General features: G+C 44.6%; 18 protein-coding genes. 4 read left to right on the top strand and 14 right to left on the bottom strand.

The window, feature by feature from the left end; genetic code table 11:
* Positions 1 to 566: 566 nt before the first annotated feature.
* The 7 genes from murD to mraZ are packed head-to-tail and all read right to left on the bottom strand — an operon-like array spanning position 567 to position 8,798.
* Entirely contained in the window at positions 567 to 1,898 is a 1,332-nt protein-coding gene (murD, locus tag HMPREF2983_RS08675) for a UDP-N-acetylmuramoyl-L-alanine--D-glutamate ligase (protein WP_070667762.1), read from the bottom strand.
* Between the two features lies 1 nt (position 1,899).
* Positions 1,900 to 3,168 carry a phospho-N-acetylmuramoyl-pentapeptide-transferase gene (gene mraY / locus HMPREF2983_RS08670; RefSeq protein ID WP_004373551.1) on the bottom strand — a complete coding sequence of 423 codons (1,269 nt, stop codon included), beginning with the start codon at positions 3,166 to 3,168 and terminating at the stop codon, positions 1,900 to 1,902.
* 25 nt (positions 3,169 to 3,193) lie between these two features.
* Positions 3,194 to 4,645: a UDP-N-acetylmuramoyl-L-alanyl-D-glutamate--2,6-diaminopimelate ligase gene (locus HMPREF2983_RS08665; RefSeq protein ID WP_070667761.1), complete on the bottom strand. Its 1,452-nt coding sequence runs from the start codon at positions 4,643 to 4,645 to the stop codon at positions 3,194 to 3,196.
* A gap of 24 nt (positions 4,646 to 4,669) precedes the next feature.
* Positions 4,670 to 6,829 (bottom strand): penicillin-binding protein, encoded by a 2,160-nt coding sequence (locus HMPREF2983_RS08660; protein WP_070667760.1) that lies wholly within the window; start codon positions 6,827 to 6,829, stop codon positions 4,670 to 4,672.
* Complete coding sequence (locus tag HMPREF2983_RS08655; RefSeq protein WP_070667759.1) at positions 6,826 to 7,356, bottom strand: FtsL-like putative cell division protein; 531 nt, start codon at positions 7,354 to 7,356, stop codon at positions 6,826 to 6,828. The genes HMPREF2983_RS08660 and HMPREF2983_RS08655 overlap by 4 nt, the downstream gene beginning before the upstream one ends.
* Positions 7,353 to 8,300 carry a 16S rRNA (cytosine(1402)-N(4))-methyltransferase RsmH gene (gene rsmH, locus HMPREF2983_RS08650; RefSeq protein WP_070667758.1) on the bottom strand — a complete coding sequence of 316 codons (948 nt, stop codon included), beginning with the start codon at positions 8,298 to 8,300 and terminating at the stop codon, positions 7,353 to 7,355. The genes HMPREF2983_RS08655 and rsmH overlap by 4 nt, the downstream gene beginning before the upstream one ends.
* Before the next feature lie 42 nt (positions 8,301 to 8,342).
* Complete coding sequence (gene mraZ / locus HMPREF2983_RS08645) at positions 8,343 to 8,798, bottom strand: division/cell wall cluster transcriptional repressor MraZ (RefSeq protein ID WP_018920554.1); 456 nt, start codon at positions 8,796 to 8,798, stop codon at positions 8,343 to 8,345.
* A 258-nt stretch (positions 8,799 to 9,056) separates the two neighbouring features.
* On the opposite strand from mraZ, the gene HMPREF2983_RS08640 reads away from it, so the two are divergent.
* From HMPREF2983_RS08640 to HMPREF2983_RS08625, 4 genes are all read left to right on the top strand, one after another.
* On the top strand, positions 9,057 to 9,896 hold the full coding sequence (locus HMPREF2983_RS08640; RefSeq protein ID WP_004373563.1) for a lyso-glycine lipid O-acyltransferase GlsA: 840 nt from the start codon (positions 9,057 to 9,059) through the stop codon (positions 9,894 to 9,896).
* A gap of 31 nt (positions 9,897 to 9,927) precedes the next feature.
* On the top strand, positions 9,928 to 10,917 hold the full coding sequence (locus tag HMPREF2983_RS08635) for a glycine N(alpha)-acyltransferase GlsB (RefSeq protein ID WP_070667757.1): 990 nt from the start codon (positions 9,928 to 9,930) through the stop codon (positions 10,915 to 10,917).
* Between the two features lie 873 nt (positions 10,918 to 11,790).
* Positions 11,791 to 15,228: a leucine-rich repeat domain-containing protein gene (locus HMPREF2983_RS08630; RefSeq protein WP_070667756.1), complete on the top strand. Its 3,438-nt coding sequence runs from the start codon at positions 11,791 to 11,793 to the stop codon at positions 15,226 to 15,228.
* A gap of 14 nt (positions 15,229 to 15,242) precedes the next feature.
* Positions 15,243 to 15,431 (top strand): hypothetical protein, encoded by a 189-nt coding sequence (locus tag HMPREF2983_RS08625; protein ID WP_070667755.1) that lies wholly within the window; start codon positions 15,243 to 15,245, stop codon positions 15,429 to 15,431.
* Positions 15,432 to 15,918: 487 nt separating this feature from the next.
* Here HMPREF2983_RS08625 and HMPREF2983_RS08620 read toward each other — a convergent pair whose 3' ends face one another.
* The 7 genes from HMPREF2983_RS08620 to HMPREF2983_RS08590 all read right to left on the bottom strand — a co-directional run bounded on the left by HMPREF2983_RS08620 (position 15,919) and on the right by HMPREF2983_RS08590 (position 22,806).
* Entirely contained in the window at positions 15,919 to 16,545 is a 627-nt protein-coding gene (locus HMPREF2983_RS08620) for a porin family protein (RefSeq protein ID WP_070667754.1), read from the bottom strand.
* Positions 16,546 to 16,581: 36 nt separating this feature from the next.
* Positions 16,582 to 17,646, bottom strand: coding sequence for a type IX secretion system ring subunit PorN/GldN (gldN, locus tag HMPREF2983_RS08615; RefSeq protein ID WP_070667753.1), 1,065 nt, complete (start codon positions 17,644 to 17,646; stop codon positions 16,582 to 16,584).
* Positions 17,646 to 19,202, bottom strand: coding sequence for a type IX secretion system motor protein PorM/GldM (gldM, locus tag HMPREF2983_RS08610; RefSeq protein WP_070667752.1), 1,557 nt, complete (start codon positions 19,200 to 19,202; stop codon positions 17,646 to 17,648). The genes gldN and gldM overlap by 1 nt, the downstream gene beginning before the upstream one ends.
* Entirely contained in the window at positions 19,202 to 19,957 is a 756-nt protein-coding gene (gene gldL / locus HMPREF2983_RS08605) for a type IX secretion system motor protein PorL/GldL (RefSeq protein WP_070667751.1), read from the bottom strand. The genes gldM and gldL overlap by 1 nt, the downstream gene beginning before the upstream one ends.
* Positions 19,954 to 21,405 (bottom strand): T9SS ring complex lipoprotein PorK/GldK, encoded by a 1,452-nt coding sequence (locus HMPREF2983_RS08600; protein WP_070667750.1) that lies wholly within the window; start codon positions 21,403 to 21,405, stop codon positions 19,954 to 19,956. Before HMPREF2983_RS08600 ends, gldL begins: the two co-directional genes overlap by 4 nt.
* A 9-nt stretch (positions 21,406 to 21,414) precedes the next feature.
* Positions 21,415 to 22,356: a PorP/SprF family type IX secretion system membrane protein gene (locus HMPREF2983_RS08595; protein WP_070667749.1), complete on the bottom strand. Its 942-nt coding sequence runs from the start codon at positions 22,354 to 22,356 to the stop codon at positions 21,415 to 21,417.
* Between the two features lie 228 nt (positions 22,357 to 22,584).
* Positions 22,585 to 22,806 (bottom strand): DUF2795 domain-containing protein, encoded by a 222-nt coding sequence (locus tag HMPREF2983_RS08590; protein WP_004373526.1) that lies wholly within the window; start codon positions 22,804 to 22,806, stop codon positions 22,585 to 22,587.
* Between the last annotated feature and the right edge of the window lie 1,382 nt (positions 22,807 to 24,188).

Below are 24,188 nucleotides of genomic sequence, written 5' to 3'. Positions count from 1 at the left end.
CAATCTTTGCTTTCCCTATTTCTCTGGCTCAATGAACAGTGACTTTCTGTTTCCCCAAGGAGGAAAGTAAGCGTTTGGAAGCTCGATTGCAGGGGACTGTCGGCTTTGAAAGCCCGCATGTTCTGCCAAGCGTTATTTTATTTTTTCAATCTTCTATAGGCATGGTTTATAATGAGTTAATGTCTGTTTCCTGTTTTCTGTAGATCTCACTCATAACAACCTGACCTTCAATGCATTACATCCCGCGTTTCAATTTGCGTCATTTTACCTCGCAATATGACGCATCTTACCGCCTCATCTGACGCATTTCAGCGTCTGACTTGACGCAAGTTGCAAGCTGATTAACGCCCTTTTATAATTCATAATGCAGCTTCTGTAATTCATAATGCACAATTCATAATGCATAATTAAATTCTCTTAGCTCTTTCTCCCCCTCCTTGAGAGGGGTTGGGGGAGGTTTTTCTTAATGCTTCATTAGCACTTGCAAGCTCGTTCTCCCCTCCTTGGGAGGGGTCGGGGAAGGTTCCCCTTTCGAGAGAGTTAGTGTGTCTCTCATGGGGCGAACCCTATAGTCCTCTCACCAAATCCTTAAACATATTGCCCCGTTCTTCCATGTTATGAAACAGGTCGAAGCTGGCACAACAGGGACTCAAAAGCACCGTGTCACCCGATTTCGCCATTTCATGACAGGCCTCAACACAGTCTTTCATACTGTGTGTATCCTTTACCGGAAGGCCGAGAGCATCGAAGTTGTCATGCAGTTTCCTGTTATCGGCACCGAGATATACAAGTCCACGGCATTTCTTCTTCACGAGTTCTTTGATCGGTGTGTAGTCGTTGCCCTTGTCTTTGCCTCCTAAAATGAGCACGGTCGGCGTCTTCATGCTCTCCAAGGCATACCAGCAGGCATCGACATTCGTGGCTTTTGAGTCGTTGATATACTGCACTCCGCCAACCTTGCACACCTTTTCCAAGCGATGTTCTACCCCCGGGAAATCGCTCAGACTCTTGCGGATGATTTCCTTTTTGATGCCGGCAATGTTACTTGCAAGACCTGCTGCAAGACTGTTGTAGATGTTGTGTTTGCCTGTCAGTGAGAGTGCTTCCTGCTCCATGTTGAACGGAGTGGGATATTCAAGTTTGTAGGTTCCCGCCTCGATGTAGCCGATAGAGCCTTTCTCTTTGAGTTCAGAGAACGGACAAGCATAAGCTTTGATTTCAAACTTCTCAAGCTCTTTCTTAATCACCGGGTCGTCATTCCAGTAGATGAAACTGTCTTCCCGCGTTTGATTTTGAATGATTCTCATCTTCGCATCGGCATAGTTCTCAAACTTAAAGTCGTAGCGATCCAAATGATCGGGCGTGATATTGAGCAGAATAGCGATGTTGGCACGGAAGTCATACATATTGTCCAACTGGAAGCTACTCAGTTCAATGACGTAGTATTCATGCGGATCTTCAGCCACTTGGAGCGCTAGACTCTTGCCTATGTTGCCTGCCAAGCCTACATCGTAGCCTGCTGATTTGAAGATATGATAAATGAGTGAAGTGGTCGTGGTCTTGCCATTACTGCCCGTGATACACACCATTTTGGAATGCGTGTAGCGTCCCGCAAACTCGATTTCGCTGATGATATGCGTGCCCTGGGCCATGAGTTTCTGTATCATCGGGGCCTCCTTGGGAATGCCGGGACTCTTGATAATCTCGTCGGCATCCAGTATTTTCTCTTCTGTATGGTGGCCTTCTTCCCATGCAATGCCATGGGTGTTGAGCAGGCTTTTGTATTTGTCCTTGATCAGAGACATGTCAGAAACGAACACGTCGAAACCCTTCTTCTTGGCTAATACGGCTGCACCGGCACCACTTTCTCCGGCTCCCAATATAACGATTCGGCTCATTTTATCTTATTTTTAATGTGATAATGGTTAATGCTGCAAGGATAATCGTGATAATCCAGAAGCGTATGGTTATCTTTGCTTCATGCTTCGGACTACGCGGACTCTTGAGAAGATATTTGCAGTCAGGGTCAAGTTGGTCGTCGGTGACGCGGAAGTTGTCATGTATCGGCGTGCGTTTGAAGACGCGTTGCTTCATGCCGCGGCGTTTACCAAGCTTGTAGTAGTAGACTTGAATGATGACACTCAGACTCTCAACGAAGAAGATACCGCAGAGTATGGGAAGCAACAACTCCTTGTGAATGATAATGGCACTCACGGCAATGATACCTCCGATGGTCAGTGATCCCGTGTCGCCCATGAACACTTGGGCAGGGTAGGCATTATACCAAAGGAAGCCAATCAGCGCACCGATAAAGGCACACATGAAGACCACAAGCTCTTCGCTTTGGGGGATATACATGATGTTGAGGTAGGCTGCAAACTGTATATGGCTGCTCACATAGGCCAGAATGCCGATGGCTACGCCTATAATGGCCGAGTTTCCGGCACACATGCCGTCCATTCCATCATTGAGATTGGCCCCGTTACTCACTGCCGTTACCACCAAAATGGTCATGATGACGAAGAGAATCCAGCCTGCTGCAACCTTATGTTTACCGCAGAAGCTCATCAGATTGCTGTAACTGAGGTTGTGACCTTTAACGAACGGGATTGTCGTTTTCAAGGATTTGTGGGCTTTGGCACGGTGCTTGACGACCATTTCCTGGCCTTGACGGGCAATGGCTATATTCTCATTCATCTTTACATCGGGCGACATCCACAACACAAGTCCCACGATAAGCCCGATACCTATTTGCCCGACAATCTTGTATTTGCCTTTCAATCCCTCTTTGTCACGGCGGAAAATCTTGATATAATCATCCATTCCACCGAGAAATCCCAACCATACGGTAGTAATAATCATCAGGATGAGATAGACGTTTCGCAGTCGGCCAAGGAGCAGAACAGGCACAAGAATGGAGAGAATGATAATGACTCCACCCATCGAAGGAACGCCAATCTTCTTGACACCAAAGGGGTCTATAGAGGCGTCGCGCTGTGTTTCTGTGATCTGTTTACGCTTTAAGAACTTGATAAACTTCTCTCCGGCCCATGCTGAAATGACCAAAGAGAGAATCAAAGCAAGCAGTGCCCGGAAAGAGATATAGCCCCAAATGCGTGACCCACTGATGCCATATTGTTCGAGAAATCTAAAAAGATAGTATAACATTTTCCTTAAACTTTATACCTTGTTTTTATGCTTTGAAAATTTCATGAAGCACTTCCTTATCATCGAAATGATGCTTCACGCCCTTGATTTCCTGATAGGTTTCGTGCCCTTTACCGGCAACAAGCACCACATCTCCTTTCTGGGCCATCATGCAGGCTGTGCGAATGGCCTCCTTACGGTCGACAATCGAGATGACCTTTCGCATCTGCTGTTCGTTCAATCCCGCGAGCATATCGTTGATGATATCCTGCGGTTCTTCAAATCGGGGATTGTCACTGGTAATGATAACCTTGTCACTTTGTCTGACAGCTTCCTGTGCCATGAGTGGACGTTTGCCCTTATCACGGTTTCCTCCTGCACCACAAACGGTAATCACATGCCCTTTGCCATCAAGTACTTCGTGTATGGCGTTGAGCACATTTGCCAATGCATCGGGTGTATGAGCATAGTCGACAATTGCCGTGAAGCCTTCAGGAGAATGGATAGGTTCAAGGCGTCCGTTGACACTATGCAGCGTACTGAGCACCAAGAGCACATCTTCGGGCTTCTTGCCTAACATGATTGCAGCGCCATAGACTGCCAAAAGGTTGCTGACATTGAACTTACCGATGAACTGAACGCCTACTTCACGGCCGTCAATCTCAAGATACATGCCCTCAAAGTGGCATTCTAAAATGCGGGCACGGAAGTCGGCCAACGTGCGGATTGAATAAGTCTTGACGGTTGCCTTGGTGTTCTGCACCATGATCATGCCGTTTTTATCGTCGGCATTGGTAATGGCAAAAGCATCCTTGGGCAGGCCATCGAAGAAGGCTTTCTTGGCATTTCGGTAGTTTTCGAAAGTCTTGTGATAGTCCAAGTGGTCGCGGGTGAGATTGGTAAAAAGACCACCGGCAAACTTCAAACCGCCGATACGCTTCTGATGAATGGCATGACTTGAACATTCCATGAAGGCATATTCACAGCCGGCTTCAACCATCTTTGCCAAGAGTTCGTTGAGTTCGATGGGGTCAGGAGTCGTGTGGTCGGCTGGCACTTCAACATCATCAATATAGTTGCAGACCGTGGAAAGCAGTCCGACCTTATGGCCGAACTTACGGAACATATTATATAATAAGGTGGCAATGGTGGTCTTTCCATTGGTTCCCGTCACGCCGACCAACTTCAGTTTATGCGACGGATCACCATAAAACAAGGTGGCAACCTTACCGACAGCATCCTCTGTTGATTCCACCTGGATATAGGTGATACCCTCTTGAAGCACTTCGGGAAGGTCTTCACAAAGCACGGATATGGCACCAAGTTCAATGGCTTTGCCGATGAATTGATGCCCATCGACCTGCGTTCCCTTCATGGCAACGAAGAGATGTCCCGTCTTGATGCGTCGCGAATCAATATTCACGCCTGTGATTTCTACGTCATCATTTCCGATAATCTTTATCGGAGTGATGTTTTTGAGAAGTTCGTTTAATTTCATATCTTCTGTATTTCTGTTTTCTTTCTAATCCAAGACAAGCGTTATCCGATCGCCTTTCTTGATGCTATGACCTGGCTCAAGACTCTGTCGGACAACCTTTCCGCGCCCCTGGATAATGGTCTTCACGCCACGACTCTCCAACAGATAAACAGCATCTCGGGCGCCCATGCCCGTTACATCGGGTATATATCTGCCGTTGTTGATAGGCTGGCGTTCTAAAAGAATAGTCTTGTTATCATTCTTTTTCTCTGCCTTACCCCAGATGGGATTGCCGTCTGCGTAGCTCCCTCCCCAGTTCTTATTGGTGTTAATGCCTAAATGTGTGAGCACATAATCGGCAGCAAGGATGTTCCCGGCTTTCACGTCCGGCACTAATACCGAAGAGGCATCGCGGGCATCAGCAACATCCAGTTTCAGACTCTGTGCCATAATGCCCTCTGCAATGTTATGGAAAACGACACCACTCATGCCGCCACCACTCGCAGGAAGACCTGATTTCTGAATACACACAATACAACTGTAGCGTGGAGCATCATCGGGAAAGTAGCCCGCAAAGCTCAACAGATAGTTGGTTCCACCGCTTTTATATCCCTGTGCACCCTTAGACATCTGTGCTGTTCCCGTCTTTCCAGCTACTCGAAATGAGGGAGAACTGGCCTTCTTTCCGAGTCCTTGGCTGACCACATGGTCGAGAATGGTCTGTATTTCGCGCAGGGTCTTTTCCTTACAGATGCTTGCCCGCATCACTTCGGGTGGGAAATCCATGATGACTTCGCCGTTTTTCACCACCTGTTTCACAAAGCGTGGTCGCATCATTCGTCCGTTGTTGGCAATTGCATTATAGAAAGTAAGCGTAGAGATTGGTGGCACCTGAGTTTCATATCCGATGCTCATCCAGGGCAAAGCTGTATGACTCCAGTTCGTCCATTCACCTCGTTCGCTCTTCTTAGGCATGCGTATTCGTGCCGGTGAAGCACCCACTAAAGGAATTCTGAGGTTATCGGCAAGCCCCGTACGATATATGCCACGAACAAACTTTTCGGGGTTATTCCGATAATGATCATCAATAATTCGGCTCACACCGATATTCGAACTGACCATTAAGGTCTGTGGCAGCGTGAGCACACCATAGCCACCTCGTCGCCAGTTATGATCCTTCATCTCGCGCCCATACATAGGCCAGACGCCATTTCCGGTGTCAACACGATAGGTTGTATCTACCACGCCATCGTCTAAAGCCGTCATGATAGAGGCCGTCTTGAATACGGATCCAGGTTCAAGAAGGTCGCTGACAGCATGGTTATGGATTTCCCTGTACTCGCCATCTACGCATTTCTCCATGTTCACAATGGCCTTGATGTCCCCTGTCGCCACCTCCATTACAATGGCAACCCCTACGTTTCCATTAATCAATTTCAGTTCATCGATGACCGAACGCTCGGCTAAATCCTGCATTCCTACATCTATTGTTGTCACGATGTCTGCACCGTCTATAGGTGGAGTATCCATAATATCAAGGAAGCGATTGAGTACTTTCCGACGGTGGATGATACCGTTTGAGCCACGGAGTATAGAGTCGTAAGAAAGTTCCAAGCCAAAACGTGCCGTGTCTTTTGCACCGAACATTGCACCAATCGTACGTCCTGCAAGCGAGCCGTAACTACGTTTTCGAGCATTATACTCCTCGACATGGAAACCGCTCTTGTTCTGAGAAAGATTGAAAACAGGCAGTGCTTTCACCTCTGTATAAGTGTTATAATCTACGCGCTTGCCCCATATGGTCCAGTGACGACTCATCTTTTTCCGTCCTTCTGCAAGCTCCTGCTTGAATGACGAAACAGATTTTTCAGGGAAAATATGGTTTAGTCCCATGCAGATAGAGTCCACTTTGACATCCCAAAGCGAGTCACTCTTAGCATCATGGAGTGCTTTAAAATCCATGAACAGTTTGAACTCTGGCAATGAACTGGCCATCAGTTGCCCGTCACAACTCAAGATATTGCCACGCATTGGCTTTACACTAACGCTGTCTTTCTTTACACGGTCAGCCACCTTTAGCCAGTAATCGCGCTTCGCAGTCATCAAGTATAGCGTCTTACCCACAACCAACACAGCAATCACCGTCATCAAAATGGCGATGGCACTGTATCTCGGCATTACCTTATTACTGTCAAACTTGCTCATTCTTCCGGTACATTTATAATGTAAGGTGGCTGACTCGCTATCTTCAGCACACTGTCTTTATTGTTCTTCAACAACTCCAAAACATGACTTTCTCGGCTTTTTTCGGTCAACTGACTGCTGCTCGAAAGCGCCTTATACTTGGCATCCTGCAATTCATCTTGCAGCTTATCAATCTCGATAAGGTCGTTCTGAACACTGTAACGATTGGCAATATACACAATCAGAAAGGCCGTAATAAGCAGAAACACGCCTATCTGATGTCGTATGGTCTGCGTAGTCAGCACGTCACCGCCAAGGATTTTCTTGAGTGTGAAATGCGAAGCAAACGGCGATTCGTCTTCTGTGGCCTGCTTTGCTATCACTTCTTTCAACGTAGGGCCTTCGTCATCTGTTGATGCAGAGGCTTCACTTTCCACCGCTTCAGAAGCTTTCAAATCTTTTTCCTCATTGTTCTTAGCTTCTTCCTTCATGGTTCCCTGCCGATCAGACAGCTCTTCTTTCGTATTGATTTTATCTTCGTTGTTCATTTCTTTTCTGCAATTCTGAGTTTGGCACTACGGCTTCTGGGGTTCTCCTGTTGTTCATCAGCCGAAGGAACAATCACCTTATTGTTCACTAAATTGAACGGAGTTTCAATCCTTCCATAGAAATCCTGCATTTTTTTCCCCTCTGCATTGCCAGCTTTCATCATGTTCTTCACGATGCGATCTTCGAGAGAATGGTAGGTGATGACACTCAACCGTCCACCCGAACGCAGTAATTCTGTAGCCGATTGCAACATCTCTTTCAGTGCATCCATTTCATGATTGACCTCTATTCTCAAGGCCTGGAAGAGCTTGGCCATATCTTTTTTCTCCCGTTCCCGCTTGAAAAGAGGCTCTGTAGCCTTGAGAAAATCCTGTGTTGTCGCTATGCGTTGCTGTGCTCTGGCCTTTATCAATGCGGCTGCTATACGGCGCGATTGCTTCAGTTCGCCATAGAGATAGAAGAGATTGGCAAGTGCTTCTTCGTTGTAATCATTTACTACATCAGCTGCTGTCAGACCTGCACGCTTATTCATACGCATATCCAACGGCGCATCAAAACGGAACGAAAAGCCACGGCTTTCATCATCGAAATGATGGCTTGAAACCCCCAAGTCGGCCAACAATCCATCAATCTTTTCAACGCCATAATAGCGCATCCAGTTCTTGAGATAACGGAAATTACTGCGCACAAAGGTAAAGCGTGCATCATCAACAAACCTTTTTTCTGTACTGCCTTCACGGTGCATCACGTTCTGTTCTGCATCAGCATCTTGATCAAAACTATACAGATGAGCCTGATTGTCGAGCCGGGAAAGGATTTCACGACTGTGTCCTCCACCCCCAAAAGTGACATCAACATAAATGCCACCGGACTGAATGTTCAGTCCGTCAACACTCGGTTTCAAGAGCACCGGCACATGATAGGTCTCTGCTGTCTTTACCATATTCGGGTTATTCTGTGCTTACGCACGGTCTCTTTCTGTTTATTATCTATCTTCATCCAGCCCCATCAGCGTCTGCAACGCATTGCCGAAGTCGGCAGGTTCGACGAAAGGAGCTTCACTGTTATCCTTACTCCAGATTTCAATGGTATCGTCCACGCCTATGAATTTCAGTTCCTGTTCGATACCTGCAAGTTTCAAATAGCGCTTCGGTATAAGGAAACGACCGTTGGCATCAAGTGTGACTACCTCGGCATCCGACACAAACTGGCGGAAAATCTGCCATTGCATTCTGTCCCAACGGTTGAGCCGTTGTCGCAGAAGGTCAAGCTGTTCGTTCCATACACACTCTGGATAAAGCACAAGACATGACTCAAACACATCCTTACGCAGCACCAGATTTTCCTCGCCCGATGCTTGAAGCACCTTGCGAAAAACGGCCGGCAGAAAGGCTCTTCCTTTGGTATCGGCTTTTGCTTCTATGTTACCTAAAAAACGCATGCGTACCTAATTATAGGCTATTCGGCTTCAAAGATACATAAAATTCTCCACACTTCCCCACTTTTCTCCACTATTTTTTATTTTCTTTCTGATTTCTGAATATATCATCATTCGCATTTGTTTTCCTTCCAACCAAATTTGTTTCTCAAAACATGATGAAATCAATGGTCAAACGTGAAAAATGATTTTTTTTAGCCAAAAAAGTGACTTTTTAGAAAAACTTATGCTATTTTTGCATTGTGTTAGTATGTTGTCAATATGAATGAGAGCATAGAGAAGACCATAGATATTGAGAAAATTCTAAGAGACAAGATGGGAAAAAAGGCACGCTATGTGCCTCGTTTTGTCATATCATGGCTGAAGAAAATCATTCATGAAGATGAGGTTAACCGGTTTCTCTGGGAAAATCGCAAGTTGGAAGGCACCGAATGGCTGACTGCCTGCGTGCAATATCTCGACATGACACTCGACATTGTAGGGGCTGAAAACCTGCCCGACAAACACGATGGAAAGCTTTATACTTTCGTTTCCAATCATCCTTTGGGTGGTCAGGACGGTGTTTCGCTCGGCTCAATCATCGGCCAACACTATGATGGAAAGTTTCGTTATTTAGTCAACGACCTGCTGCTTAACCTCCCCGGACTGAAGCCAGTGAGCATTGGTATCAACAAAACAGGCCGGCAGAGCCGTGATTTTCCACGCATGGTGGAGGCAGGTTTCAACAGCGACAACCACTTGCTGATGTTTCCCGCAGGCCTTAACAGTCGGAAAATCAATGGGGAAATTCATGATCTTCCATGGAAGAAGACTTTCATCACCAAGAGTGTTGAGACCCACAGAGACGTTGTTCCTATTCATTTCAGCGGCCGGAATTCCAAACGTTTCTACCGTATTGCCAAGTTCAGTGATCGTTGGTTGCCGTTCAATTTAGCCATGCTTTTCCTCGTTGATGAGATGTATAGAAATGTAGGGAAGACGTTTCGCATCACGATAGGGAAACCTATTCCATGGCAGACTTTCAATAAGACGAAATCACCGATGGAATGGGCCAAATTCGTCGAAGACCGTGTTTACGGTCTGTCGTTGAGTTCTATTTGAATATAAAATATCGACCAAGAGAAAACAAGAAATGGAAGAAGAGATTATCCAACCTATTGATAAAGCTCTGTTGAAGAGTGAACTTACTCCCGAACGGCAGCTTCGCATGACCAATAAAAGCAACAATGAAATCTATGTTGTGACGGCTCACGATGCACCGAATGTCATGAAGGAGATTGGTCGACTGCGCGAGATTGCTTTCCGTACAGCCGGTGGAGGCACAGGCAAAGCCATGGATATCGACGAGTTCGACACTATGGAAAACTGCTGCAAACAGCTCATCGTGTGGAACCCCGAAGCAGAGGAAATCATCGGAGGTTACCGTTATCTCTTTGGTTCTGATTGGAAAATCGATGCCAACGGGCAGCCAATTCTCGCCACAAGTCACATGTTCCATTTCTCTGAACAGTTCATGAAAGACTACGCTCCCTATACCGTTGAGTTGGGACGGAGCTTTGTTTCGCTTGAATATCAGAACGCACGTGCCAACTCCAAGAGTATCTTTGCACTCGATAACCTTTGGGATGGGCTTGGTGCACTCACCGTTATCAATCCTCAGTGCAGATACTTCTTCGGCAAGATGACCATGTATCCGTCATACATCCGCAAGGGACGCGACATGATTCTCTATTTTCTCAAGAAGCATTTCGATGACAAGGAAAACCTCATTATACCGATAAAACCGCTGAAAATTGAAACTCCTGAGGATGAATTATCAGCCATTTTCTGCAAAGACAACTTTAAAGAAGACTACCGCATTCTCAACAAACACATTCGTGAATTAGGCTATAATATCCCCCCGTTAATCAATGCTTACATGAGTCTCAGCCCCACGATGAAACTCTTCGGCACTGCAATCAACTATGGATTTGGCGATGTTGAGGAGACCGGTATCCTCATTGCTGTCGACGAAATCCTTGAAGACAAGCGTGTCCGCCACATCGACAGTTACGTCAAAGAACATCCCGAAGCTCTTAAAATCACGAGTGGAGCCAACAAAGTGATTTATAAAAACAAGTGAGGAAAACGGTTGGGGTGAGATGAAGCAATGTAAATGACTGGTATTTGCAACAGCTTTTGCATGACTCGAAGAATTGAAATGCAACTTGCTTCTTTATCAGAACCCCGCCGCCTTTCGCTTGTTTGTAAAGCATTGAGCATCAGTATATTGATAAAACAAAAGCGAACTGCGAGATGAAATGCCTGAAGTTACCTTGTCATTTGACTTAGATTACCGTGTGATTTGCATCAAGTTATCGTGTAATTTGCGTCAAGTTGCAGCGCATGATGAATGGAGTTAGAAACTACAGCCTACCGTATTAAATTACCAGTAAATGCTTGCCGTTATCTATCCCTCGGGGTTTGGAAAACAACAATAAATCATAACAATCTCTTCATGACATGCATCTCATTCCTCATCAAGCATACTCTTGCTTTCAGAAGGGGTAAGAGAAACCTCTGGATAGACTTCCTCTGACATCATTCTATACTCTTTCGCGGTAATACCCATACGTCGTTTAAAGAATTTACACAGCGAACTGAGAGATAGAACAAGATGTACCTGATTAAGCATAAGCATTTCTTTCTACAGAAATGATACATCTATTAATCTTATAAAAGTAAATATATGAATTTTTAGAAAGAATAATTATAATAGGAAACTTTTATATATGTTAAAGAAACATATTCTTTGTTTAAATTGCTATTATATAATAATGTTTCTATACCTTTGCATCAAATATTTGGAGAGTCTCTAAAAATAACCAAAAAATTTGAACTGACACAAAATATAACAACACAAAAATCACCTTGGATAGAGGGCAAATATATGGTTACCACACAGTAAATCGGAGATGATACTTGTAGGATAATATAATTGATAATAAATAAAAAGATGAGAGTAAAATCAAATCATTTCAGGATGTTGATTATCGCATTCCTGATGTTGTTGCTACCTAAGCAAGTGGCAGCTTACACAAAGAATGACATTGTTAAACATGACGGTATCATTTATCAAGTGATAAGTGATACGGACAATACATTGTCGTTTGTCGGTACAGAGAAGACAAAGACTGGTGCTGTCAATATCCCCGCAACATGGGACGATGGTCGAGGTATCACTTTCAAAGTTACGAAAGTTGGTGGAAACGAAACCTATAAATGTGAAGAAGTGACAGACATTACTTTGCCTGAAGGAATTACAGAAATCGCCTATGGATCATTTGGCGGTGCAAAACTAAAAACTTTAAAAATTCCAGCTTCCGTCACAATTATATCAACCAATGCTTTCTATAGAGTACAGGAATTACCGAAAGTCACGGTCGATCATTCTAATTCAAAATTCTGCGATGATGGGCATGGTGCACTTTACAGTAAGGATAAAACAGAACTGTACGCTGTTCCTACAAATGCTGACAATATTCCTAATGGGACATACACTGTTGATACAGCTGTGAAGAAGATACATCATTCTGCCTTTATCAATAATTCTAATACACCGGGTATAAAGAAAATCATTTTGCCCCCTCATTTAGAGTTGGTGGAAGCTGACTATCCGAGTTGTGTGCAGTTAAATACTTTGGAAAAATATGAAATGCCTACAGGTGCATCGGGACATTATAAAGTAATTGAAGGTGTACTATTCAAGGATAATGCATTGGTTCAGTATCCTCGCAATAAGCAGGAACAGGACTATCAAGTTCCTAATGGTATAACAGAAATTGCTCCGCGTGCCATTGATGCTTCAAGAAATATGAGGAATATTGATTTGAATAAGGTAACAAAGCTTGGACTCACGTCTATTTACAGTTGCCAAAATTTGGAAACAGTAACTTTGCCTAAAGACCTTCAGGTAGAAGGTACTGCAGGTGCAATTGCCAACTGTCCGAAAATCAAAGAATACAAAGCTGCTAATGACTGCGTAAACTTTGTTGTAGAAGATGGTGTTGTCTACAGTAAAGATAAAACAAGAGTTTATTTCTTCCCTCCGGCAAAGGATATACCTGATGGAAAGTACACAATACTTTCCACTGTTAAGGTTATAGAGAAACTCGCATTTGCAGGTAATAAGAATATTCAGGAATTGACAATACCAAGTAGTGTAACGAATATCAACACACAAGCTTTAAGCGTATTCACTAAGTTGCAAAAGGTTACATTTAATAATCCATCGAATTGTTCGAAGATTGACGGTGGTGCATTTGGCTGGAACTACAAGTTGAAAGAGATTACGCTGCCTTCTGCTCTGACGACATTAGATAAGATTTTTATTGCCTGCAGTGACATGGAAACCATCAATGTGCCTAATGATTCTAAGCTACGGACAATTAAGAATGGTGCACTTCAGCTTACAAAGAACTTGAAGCACTTTAATTTCCAAGGCACTTGTGCCCTTGATACTATTGAAGCGGGAGCTTTCCAGAATTTGGAGCAATTAGAAAGTTTTGATTTTCCTAAAGGGGTGACTACTATTGGTGCCAATGCTTTCAACGGCTGTAAAAAGATGACAACAGCAACATTTAAAGATGATGCTGTCATTCAAACCATTGCAGCTGGAGCTCTTGCGGATTGCGGATTGACTTCCATTAAAATACCGAACAGTGTAAAGACGCTTGAAAAGGAGGCTTTTTATGAGTGCTCTGCGCTCACAACTGTAACGTTATCTAAGAATGTGGATAATATTAGCTCGGAAGCATTTAAGCGTTGTGAGAATCTTACTGCAATCAATGTAAATAAGGATAATACGAAGTACTCAAGTGTCGATGGTTACCTTTTGTCTCATGATAAAAAGGAACTTATTCTCTTCCCTCATGGAAAAGCTAACAAGAACTTCACCCTCTTGCCACCTTCTATTACTAAGATTGGCGATTATGCTTTCTATGATTGCGTAGGTCTGGAGAATGTTGTTATCCCTAATAAAGTTGAAGAAATTGGTGAACGTGCTTTTAGTTTGTGTAAGAATTTGAACACTATCACCTTTCTTTGTGATAAGATGATTGAGCCTGCTAAAATCAATCAGTTGGATAACAAGCGCAGTTTTGATAATGGAACGGCAGGAACAACTGATATGCCAACCAAGATAGATATCTATGTACGTAAAGAATTGCTTACTAAATACAAGGGAGAAAGTTTCTATAGCCATTTCAAGAGCATAAACACCTCCTTTGAGAATGATAATTTGGAGTATCTTCCTGTATCAGCAACCTCTGTTGACCTTCTTGATGTCAAGAAGACCGATTACACCTTTGTCGTACCAGATAAGGTTACACATAATGGTACTACATACGATGTTAGCATGATTGGTGACTATGCTTTCCAAAATACAACCAATGCAGTTCACGAGGTAGTTGTAAAGAAGAATATAGAGTATATTGGTGCAAAAGCGTTCAAAACCAAAATTAATGACAATACATCAACGATTGAGCGTGTGTTCCTCCTTGCTACTAATCCAACGAAAGCTATGCTGAGTACTACTCGATTCGAGTTGGATGAGACAGGAGATGATTACAACGAAGTTGCTTCTACAACAAAGATTTATGTGAAGAAAACTTCACTGGATACCTATAAAAGAGAATGGCATAAGATGGTTTACGATCAAACAAAGCACCATGAAGTTGAAAGCTCCAAGAACTTTGTCGACCAGATAGAATACAAGGTTCCAGGTGTAGAAATCACACACAAGTATGGAACATTCTCACGCGAGTTCGACACAGATTTCAGCGAATACAAGAAAGAAAACCATAGCTGTGACATTGGTGCTTTTGTTGCCCCAGTTTCAGGTATCACACAAGGCCCTGGTGATTATGGTACATCTAAATACAAAGTCCGCATGGTAAGTGTAGATGAAAAGGGTGGCCCTACGGGTGAATATGGCTATGTTCCTGCCGAGACTGGTGTGCTTCTGAAGGTGCTTGACGTTGATAGTACTCCTTCTGGTTTCTTCTATACCATTGGTGAAAAAGACGATCACAAGTATACTATCAGCAATAACATGATGAAAGCTGTTACAGTCAATGAGCAAACTGTTACAAAGGGATCTAATCCATTTTACGTTGTTTCTGCTAACAAAGGTGTCTTTATGAAAGCTCCATCTCCAACATTTGAGATGCCTATACACAAGGCTTATGCAGAGATAACAGGAGTTCCTGCAGGTGCTAAAGTGATGTTCTCTTTCACAGATGACAATTCTTCAACCACCGGTATCGATACAATTGATACATCTTCTTCTGCGACAGATTCCGACAATGCTTACTATAATCTGAATGGTCAGCGTATAGAAAAGCCACAGCACGGAGTATATATTCACGGAGGAAAGAAAGTTATCATTAAATAAGAAAGGAATTAGTTATGAAGAAAAAGAAATATATAGTACCGGCAATAGAGAACCATATTCTCCCAATGGAAAGTCTGATGATGACCGCCAGTCCAGGTGTATCAAATGAAGAGTTTGACCCAGATAACGACAAGGTAGGTGCAAAGGAAAATCCTTTTCTTGGGCCTTCAGAACTCCCACATTACTCCCCTTGGGACGATTAAGGTGGCAGAAATCCATGGCGATGCACACAATAGGTTTATTCTTTACATGGATTGTTGCTATCTTGTATGCATCGTGAGTACTTATTTTCTGATAGGAAGTGTCAGAATATGATACGAGCCCCGAAAGCTATTTCACAGCTTTCGGGGTTTATATTATAAGTGTTTTTGTTAATATTTTATGTTTTGAAGCTTTTTATACCTGCAGATAATGAAATAAAATCAGTGTGACTTTGAAAAACAGATACAAATGATTTTATGGGGTTCGCTCATTTGAAAAGCATTCTTTCTTGCTTTCAAATATGCATTGTCTTCTTTCTTCTTGCAGTTTATTGACGATTGATTAAACTACCAAGTGTTAAAAACAAGACATAAAGTTTACAAAAAAAATAACACTACAGGACACAAACAGCACCTGTAGTGTTATTATCTTTACGATTGCTTTGCTATTCCTTTGCCGTTAACCGGCTGTCAGCAAGCTACGGTCTTCTTAGAAATAATAGGTCAAACCAACCTGCCAAGCATTGGCACGACCGTCTTTTGTCTTGCCGGCCAAAGTCTTCCAAGTGTTGTCAGCAGCCTTATTGAATGTCATTTCTCCCGTCTTTCCACAGGCAATATTATAGTTGGCACTGATCTGGAGATGCTTAACGAGCATCAAACCAAAGCCAAGATTGACACTGAAGTTTGACGTCTTCAATTTCCAGTCGGCAACACCTTTAATGGCATTCAAGTCCTTACTGCCCACATTGAAACCGAACTGAGGGCCTGCAAAGAAGTAAATGCTCGCCGCATCACCAAGTCCAAAGCCGTAACGGGCATTGACAGGAACAACAATCTGCTGCTGTTTCAGGTTCTCATTTCCACCTTCTATCTTTGCTTCACGCTGGTCGTAGAGGGCTGAAACATCCATACCGAGACCTATAACAGGCAGGGTAAACTTCACCGAAGGGCCGAAGAAAAAACCACACCGATTGTCTTCCTTGATCAGAGATTCATCGAAAGACATTCTGGTTACATTCAAACCGCCCTTCACACCAAAATTAATCTGGGCCTTTGACTCCGTTGCAAACAAAGTCACAAAAGCCAAAACGAATAACATCATTGATTTTTTCATACTCTCTAAATTTATATAAGTAAACGGTTCCTACTTTCAATGACGCTGCCTGCGCACTGTAACACGGGCCTGTCCTCCCGAAGAAGAACTGCCGCCTGAACTTGCACGGCGGTTGCTGCGAACACTCGGTGTAGTGCTTTTCGATGCGCGACGATTGGCCGCACGCATCGTCTTAAGCTGTTTGCCACTGAGTTTTGAAATGCTGTCAAGCGAGTCCTTACGTACTTGGTCGCCCCATATATTCTTTTCAAATGAAGCAATTTCCCTTTCAATCCGGCGCTGTTCCTTGCTCAATGCACTGTCGGTCTTGCAATATTGTGCCAAGGTCTGCCCTTGCATATTGGTCGTCTTGTAGATCTTTCCCTTATAGACATTCATCGTGAAGAAATCGTCAAGACTCATCACGGCAGCATTGTTCAGGTTGCTTGTCATAACCGTCTGCTTGGCAAGTGCTGATGCAATATCGTCATATTTCACCCAGAACAGAGGATATTTCGTTGTTCCTTCGCCGAAATCATCCTGTCGTTCCATGACGGGACAAAGGGCCAGAACCTTCGTATGGAAAGTTCCTGTGGCCTGGTCGAAATAGGAACTTTCTTTCAGATAATAGGCTTTTACCTCGGCCGAAGGAATGTCGCTGTTATCTATATGCACGCCACGATCGGTGCGTTCATAGAAGATATGATGGTCGTCAAGGAATGTCAATGGCTTCACTTTTGCATCATCCGTGAACTTCTCATTACCGTCAAGGCGATACTGATAGACGTTGATACCGCCATGGTTTGGACCTGCCATCATGAGTTTGAACAACAACGTGAAGAGGTTCATGCGTCCGTCGGTGGGCTCAACAGGATAGTAGAGTCCGCCATTGGCATTGTCGTTAAGGTTGAGTTCGCGGTAAACATCGCGCCGCCACACAACATCCTCGTTCATCGTCTGCTGCGTGGGATACATGAGTTTAGCACGCATTGTCAGATTATTGGCGTTGCTTTTCTTCATCTTGGCAGCTGCCTCAGCCTTTCGGAGCGGTGATTGTGCCATGCCATTCAAGGAAAAGGCGCCCACCAACAGCACTACATATAATCTTTTCATATTCATCATTATCTTACAATTACTTCCAAAGCGCCCGTCAAAGTGCGGGTAATCCCATCAGGACCAATGGCCTTGACATGACTGATATAGAACCTCCGATTGCGTGAAAGGGCGCGGAATGTTTCGCGTTGGCGGTCAGAGAAGTTTGCTCCGGCCGATGCCACGGGAACTGCATTGCCCATATTATCGAAGAAAACGGTTTCAAAACTCAACACCCGGAAAGGAATATCAAGCAGTCCGTCGTCAATAGCTGCATTGATACCCGATGCTCCCATCAGTGCCGCCTTACTCATTCCACCACCCTTGAAGCGGTTAGTGCCGAGAGCGATATAAGCTGTTGGGTCGGGCAACTTACGCACATGGAACACAAACGGAGGCAGGGTTCTCACCTGTCCCTTGTCGCGTGCGGTGACGTGAATGGTCACATCCTTGCCCACAGCAGCAGGAACAGCAACGAAATGTCCATTGCCTTTAGCAGTCATTGAGCCTCCACTCATCGACACCGAGACAGCATTGGCAGGCACACCTGGCACACTGACGCTCATCGGATTAGGATAACCGGCATACAACACGTTCATCATGTCGGCTGCAACCGTGGCACTATTCGGTGCAGGAATAACGCTATACTTCTGCAAGAAGTTGCGACGAATGATGTCGCCCTTGCGATTTTGCATCAGAATATAACCGCTTATGCTATGCTCACCGACCCCCGATGCCGTGAAACCATACTGCCCATTACGCGCCATGACACGCTGTCCGTTGACGAAAATCTGTGGTTGCAGCGTTGTATCTACGGCAGCCATGACGATGTTTGCATTGAAACGCTCGCCTGGATAGAGTACCGTTTTCTCAGGTATCACGTAGGCACTGAGCTTATTCACACGGATATCTTTCACGTCAATGTTGGAAACTAACGTGTGAAGCACCTCACCTTCGGCATAGCGTACATCGCTCTGAAGCTTTGAAAGCAGTGTAACGGCAGCTGCTACCGGCATATTCTCAAACATATACTCCTGCCAGTTCTTACCTTGAAGACGGGCTTTACGTGGCACAGAAGTCGAGAGATTATCGGCTATGATACGCTTCTGATGAGGGTCATCAACCATTTTCAGAATGCGCTCACGATAGTTGTTGACACGCTGAAAGAGGCTTTTCCCCTGCCCTGTCAACGGTGCAAGCATTACTTCACTGGCTGCATCGAGGTTATCTTTGTTCTCTATATTATAGACATCTCCATTCTTTCCATCGGCTTTTTTGACGATAGCCACCTTGAGTTGTTGGGCAAAATCATAGAGCGAATCACTCATCAGCTTCACCGAAGTGGCCTTTTCAAACCATGCTTTCACTTTCTCCGGGTTCTGCTTCATCTGCATTTCGAAGTCCCGATAAAGTGCAACGTTCTCTTGGGTAGCGTTACCCGTGGTGCGATTCAGACTGTCCTCCACAATTGAAAAGCCGTCCAACACCTCGGTTGAGATGTTGAGTGCAAGCATGGCCAACAAGACAATATACATCAAGTTGATCATCTTCTGGCGCGGAGATATCAGTCTTTTCTTAATAGCCATTATGGTTGTGGAGTTTGATTTGGTGCTGCTGCACGCATGTTGGTAGTCATTGCTTCTATCATGCGGGCATAGATAGCGTTGAGTTGTTCGATATGTCGGGCCAGCAGACGACTCTGCTCGTTGATTTGGTCGATAGTCCCAATCTGCTGACTGGCACTCTTCAGCTGCATTTCATACACCTTAGTGATGCCTGTCAGCGTGCGGTTGAGGTTTTCCATTTCCTCACTATCGCGCGTAAGACGTGTGCTCTGTTCGCCTACCTTTCCTAAAACTTCTGTGAGTTTCTTCAGTTCATCCACATAGTTCTGCTGTGCTTCGGCCATTTCCGGGTCGGCCGTCGTCAGACTTACCTGGGCAACCTGGGCCGTGGCTGCAACGGTTTCAGCTGCTGTAATGACAGGAGCCGGGGCAGGTTTTGCCTGTACAGACGCTGTAACAACAGGCGCTGCAGGGGATATATCCTCATCTTTGCGGGCAAGATACTCCTCGGTTACATGCGTAGGAAGTTCCATTCCGTCGGTCGTTTTGTCGAAAGGACGGTCGAAAGCCGACAGGAAGAACACAACAACCTCTGTGCCCATACCAAGGATTAACCAGAAGTCGGCACCCTCAACATGCACTAACTTGAACAAAGCACCAAGCACAACGATGGCTGCTCCCCAGCTATATGCATAGTTAAGGAACGTTTGACCAGGCACGCTATCCATCCACTTCTGCAGACGATAGACGATATTCAGTTTACTGTATCTTGTCATTTTTTCTTGCTTTTGTTACTGCTTGTCGTATTGGCGAGGCTGCGAACACAGCGGAAGCCAATGTATGAACGTGGATGATTCTGATATTCCCAAGAGCGCCATGCCGAGCGAATGAGACTTTCGGGGTCTTTCCATGAGCCACCGCGCACACTCTTTTTCTTCAGCGCATAGGGGTCTTCTTTGGCGGCATTATAGGAAAGTTGCGGGTTAAGGTCGTTCATTGCATCTACGCCCGACTCTGTATAAGCCGTGCTTGTCCACTCAGCTACGTTGCCGGCCATGTCGAAAAGCCCGTTGGAATTGGCACCATAGATGCCCACCTTGTTTGTAATGAGGTTGCCGTCTTCGGTGTAATTACCGCGATCGGGCTTGAAGTTAGCATAGAAACAGCCATTACCATTCTTCATATCCTTGTTTTCCCAGGGAAATTCATTACCGTTCTTGCCACGTGCAGCATATTCCCATTCGGCCTCAGTGGGCAGCCGATAACGCTGCACATAGCGTGCTTCAGCACCCAATCCCTTCAGCAAATACTCGGTACGCCATGCACAAAAGGCATTCGCCTGCTCCCAAGTGACCCCCACAACAGGGTAATCATTATAGGCAGGATTACTGAAATAGTTGCGCAGATACATCTCGTTGTCGGAGTTCTTGAAGTCGTTCACCCAACAGGTTGTATCGGGATAGATGTTCACGATATACGTATTGAGGAAGTCCCAAGGGCCTGTTCGCCGGCGATCAATCGTCTGACGGACAATCCGTCCCTCGTCATCAACAAAGGCGGTATCCTTTGAAATCATCACAGGTTCATCGTCATCCATGATAATATCCGTGTTGAACGAACGTTCAGCAGGGTTCATCCGATTGCGTCGAAGAGCTGCAGCCGTGTAGTCATAAATCTCATAACGATAGTTCATCTGGCGCCAATCAAGAAGTTTTTCGCCTGTAACAGGATTGATTACATAAAGACTTTCAATGGCACGCTGCTCATCTTCGTTCGGTTTACGCGGCAAAGGCTTCTTCCAGTTGATGCGAGGCGTAATGGCATCTCCATTCTTGTCTTCGGTAATCATATAGCTTTCGTCGCCTGCATAGGCTGGATCGGCCAGACGTGTGCGCAGAATACTGTCGCGCACCCACATCACAAACTGCTTGTATTTGGAGTTCGTGACCTCGGTTTCATCCATCCAGAAGCCGTCAACCGAAATGTCTTTCACAGGCATTTTCTTGCCCCAAAGCGAGTCTTGCTTGTCAAGTCCCATGTGCAGGAAACCGCGATCAACTCTCACCATGCCGTAAGGAGCAGGCTCTGAAAAGGCTTTTCCACCACCAACCCCAACGACTTCACCGCCTCGGCCAGCCATTGACATGGTCTTACCACTGAAGCAAGCCGACATCGTGAAGCTTGCCAACAGCGTGCAAATCCCTATTGTTATTTTGTATTTCATTGTCAGTTGTTATAAAATGCGAACACTTTGATGTTTGTTTCTGCCCTTTTTAGCAAGGTTGACATCCATCTGATAGCCCACGAAAAGCTCATGACTTCCGTTGCCAAAGCTAAGTCCGGAGGTGTAGGCTTCATAGCTGTAGCCCAACACTATGCCATGAAAGGTACCGCCAATGAGGGCAGTAACGGAATTTGTGGGACTATAACTGATGCCGCCATAGAGCATTTTTCCTTCGTGCGTATAGACCAAACGACCAGTTACATCGGCGCGATAGGCCTTGCCGTCTGTGCGCAACAGCACTGAAGGCTTTATTTTCAAGAACGGATTTCTCAGCTTAATATTGTATCCACCGGTCAAATAATAAGTAGGATCAATCTTGAGTTCTTTGACATCACCCATGCGAATTGTCGGCCCATTCAAATGCTGAACCGACGCGCCTACATACCACATACCGCGCATGTAATAGAGTCCGGCACTAAGATCCAACCCATTTCCATTGATATCTGTAGTGGCAAAGGCAGGGTCACCAGTGGTCCCTGGATCAACTTTCGAACCGTCGAAACCTTCATTGAGCAATGCCAATTGCAGGCCTGCACGCAGCTTTCCACCCACCAACTTCAGCTGATGGGCATATTGCAACGCTAATTTCTGATGGGTGAAAAGGCCGATTCTCTCGTTCAAGAACTGCAAACCAACCCCATGATAGCTTCTCATCAGATAGAAAGGCATGTCGGCAGCGGCATACATCGTGCGCGGATTATGCTCAAAACCGGTAAAATTGAGCGCATAGGCAAGGTTGACATTGAGTCTGCTCTCCTTGCCGGCAGCAGCCGGATTGAACGAGGTCTCCATGTCAAAATAATGACTGAAAGCTGCATCATACTGTGCTTTGGCCGACATTGCGACCTGCATCAGCACCATTGCCATTATGATTTTAATCTGTTTCTGCACGATTATATAACGCCTTTTCTTGCGAAATATTGTAGTAAAAATATCAAAGAGTCAGGTGCTCTGTACTCATGAAGCCTATCCATAAAACGAAACCACAACACGGTCAACCCACTATCGGTTGCTGTTTTGCCCCTTCCAATTTATCAGCTAACCCCTCAACAACCTATTCAAACACAAAAAGGCCGCCCTTGTTCAGAGCGACCTTCTGTATTTCAAAGTGCAGACGACTTAATATTCATCGTCATTCCACAGGAAATCATCCTTTGAAGGATAATCCGGCCATATATCCTCGATGCTTTCATAAACATCGCCTTCGTCTTCTATCTCCTGCAAATTTTCAAGCACTTCAAGTGGCGCACCTGAACGAACAGCATAGTCTATCAGTTCGTCTTTTGTTGCAGGCCAAGGTGCATCTTCCAATTTTGAAGCTAATTCAAGTGTCCAATACATCGTCTTATCTTTTTAGTTTATTCACAATTTTGCGTGCAAAAATAGCAAAATAAATCTTATTCACAAGAAAAGATGAAAGTTTTTTCAATTCAATCGTCAATAAAGATTAAAACAAGGTCTGTTCAGAATACTGTCACTCCCCGTTTTTAAGCCATGTAACCCTTATTTTCATGAGCAGTGCGGACATAAGCAAACGGTCATAATATCGGCACAAATAAAACTCGCCTTCCAAACACTCGCAATGTACTGATAAACAAACGGTTACCTAACGAAAGGCAAACGAAGTGGTAAGTCCATATTGAAACAGTTTGCAATTTGCGTCAAACCACCATGCAATCTGCGTCAAATCATCGTGTGTTTTGACGCAGATTACCGCCTATTTTGCGTCAAGTTACAGCGCAAACTGCATGGAGTTACACGGCAGGAGTGCGAAAATCTCAGAAAATATCAGGTGCAGACAGAATAAACAATATGGATATTTGCAGGCGTCCTCAAATATTCAGAGATATAGAGAAAAGCAGATAGGAGACTTTCCCCTTGAAGTTTAGGCCGCCTTGTCGCAAGCGACATCCGAGAATATCACAGAAAATCTTAGAAGACATAAAGGCTGTTAGCATACAAACAAATTCATTTTATTCGATATTCTCAAATTTTCTGAGATATACCGCGAAGCGGTTAGGAGCTTTCCTACTTGCAGTGTAGGCCTCCTCGTCGCAAGCGACATCTAAGAATATCACAGAAAATCTTAGAAGATATAAAGGTCGTTAGCATACAAACAAATTCATTTTATTCGATATTCTCAAATATTCTGAGATATACCGCGAAGCGGTTAGGAGTCTTCCTACTTGCAGTGTAGGCCTCCTCGTCGCAAGCGACATCTGAGAATATCACAGAAAATCTTAGAAGATATAAAGGATATTAGCATACAAACGAATTCATTTTATCCTATATTCTCAAATTTTCTGAGATATACCGCGAAGCGGTTAGGAGCTTTCCTACTTGCAGTGTAGGATTCCTCCTCGCAGGTGACATCTAAGAATATCAAAGAAAATCTTAGAAGATATAAAGGATGTTAGCATACAAACGAATTCATTTTATTCGATATTTTCAAATATTCTGAGATATACCGCGAAGCGGTTAGGAGTCTTCCTACTTGCAGTGTAGGATGCCTCGTCACAGGTGACATCCAAGAATATCAAAGAAAATCTTAGAAGATATAAAAGCCGTTGGTATACAAACAAATTCATTTCGTTTCCTAAGAAGACGCTCTAAGCTCGTGCTCCCCTCCTTGGGAGGGGCTGGGGGAGGTTTCCATTTGTTTCCTAAGAAGATGCTCCAAGCTCGTGCCCCCCTCCTTGGGAGGGGCTGGGGGAGGTTTCCAT

The sequence above is a fragment of the Prevotella sp. HMSC077E09 genome, assembly GCF_001814685.1.
GTDB classification, from domain to species: domain Bacteria; phylum Bacteroidota; class Bacteroidia; order Bacteroidales; family Bacteroidaceae; genus Prevotella; species Prevotella oris.
Note: the sequence above shows the minus strand (reverse complement) of the source record. Positions and strands in the feature narration are given on the sequence as shown.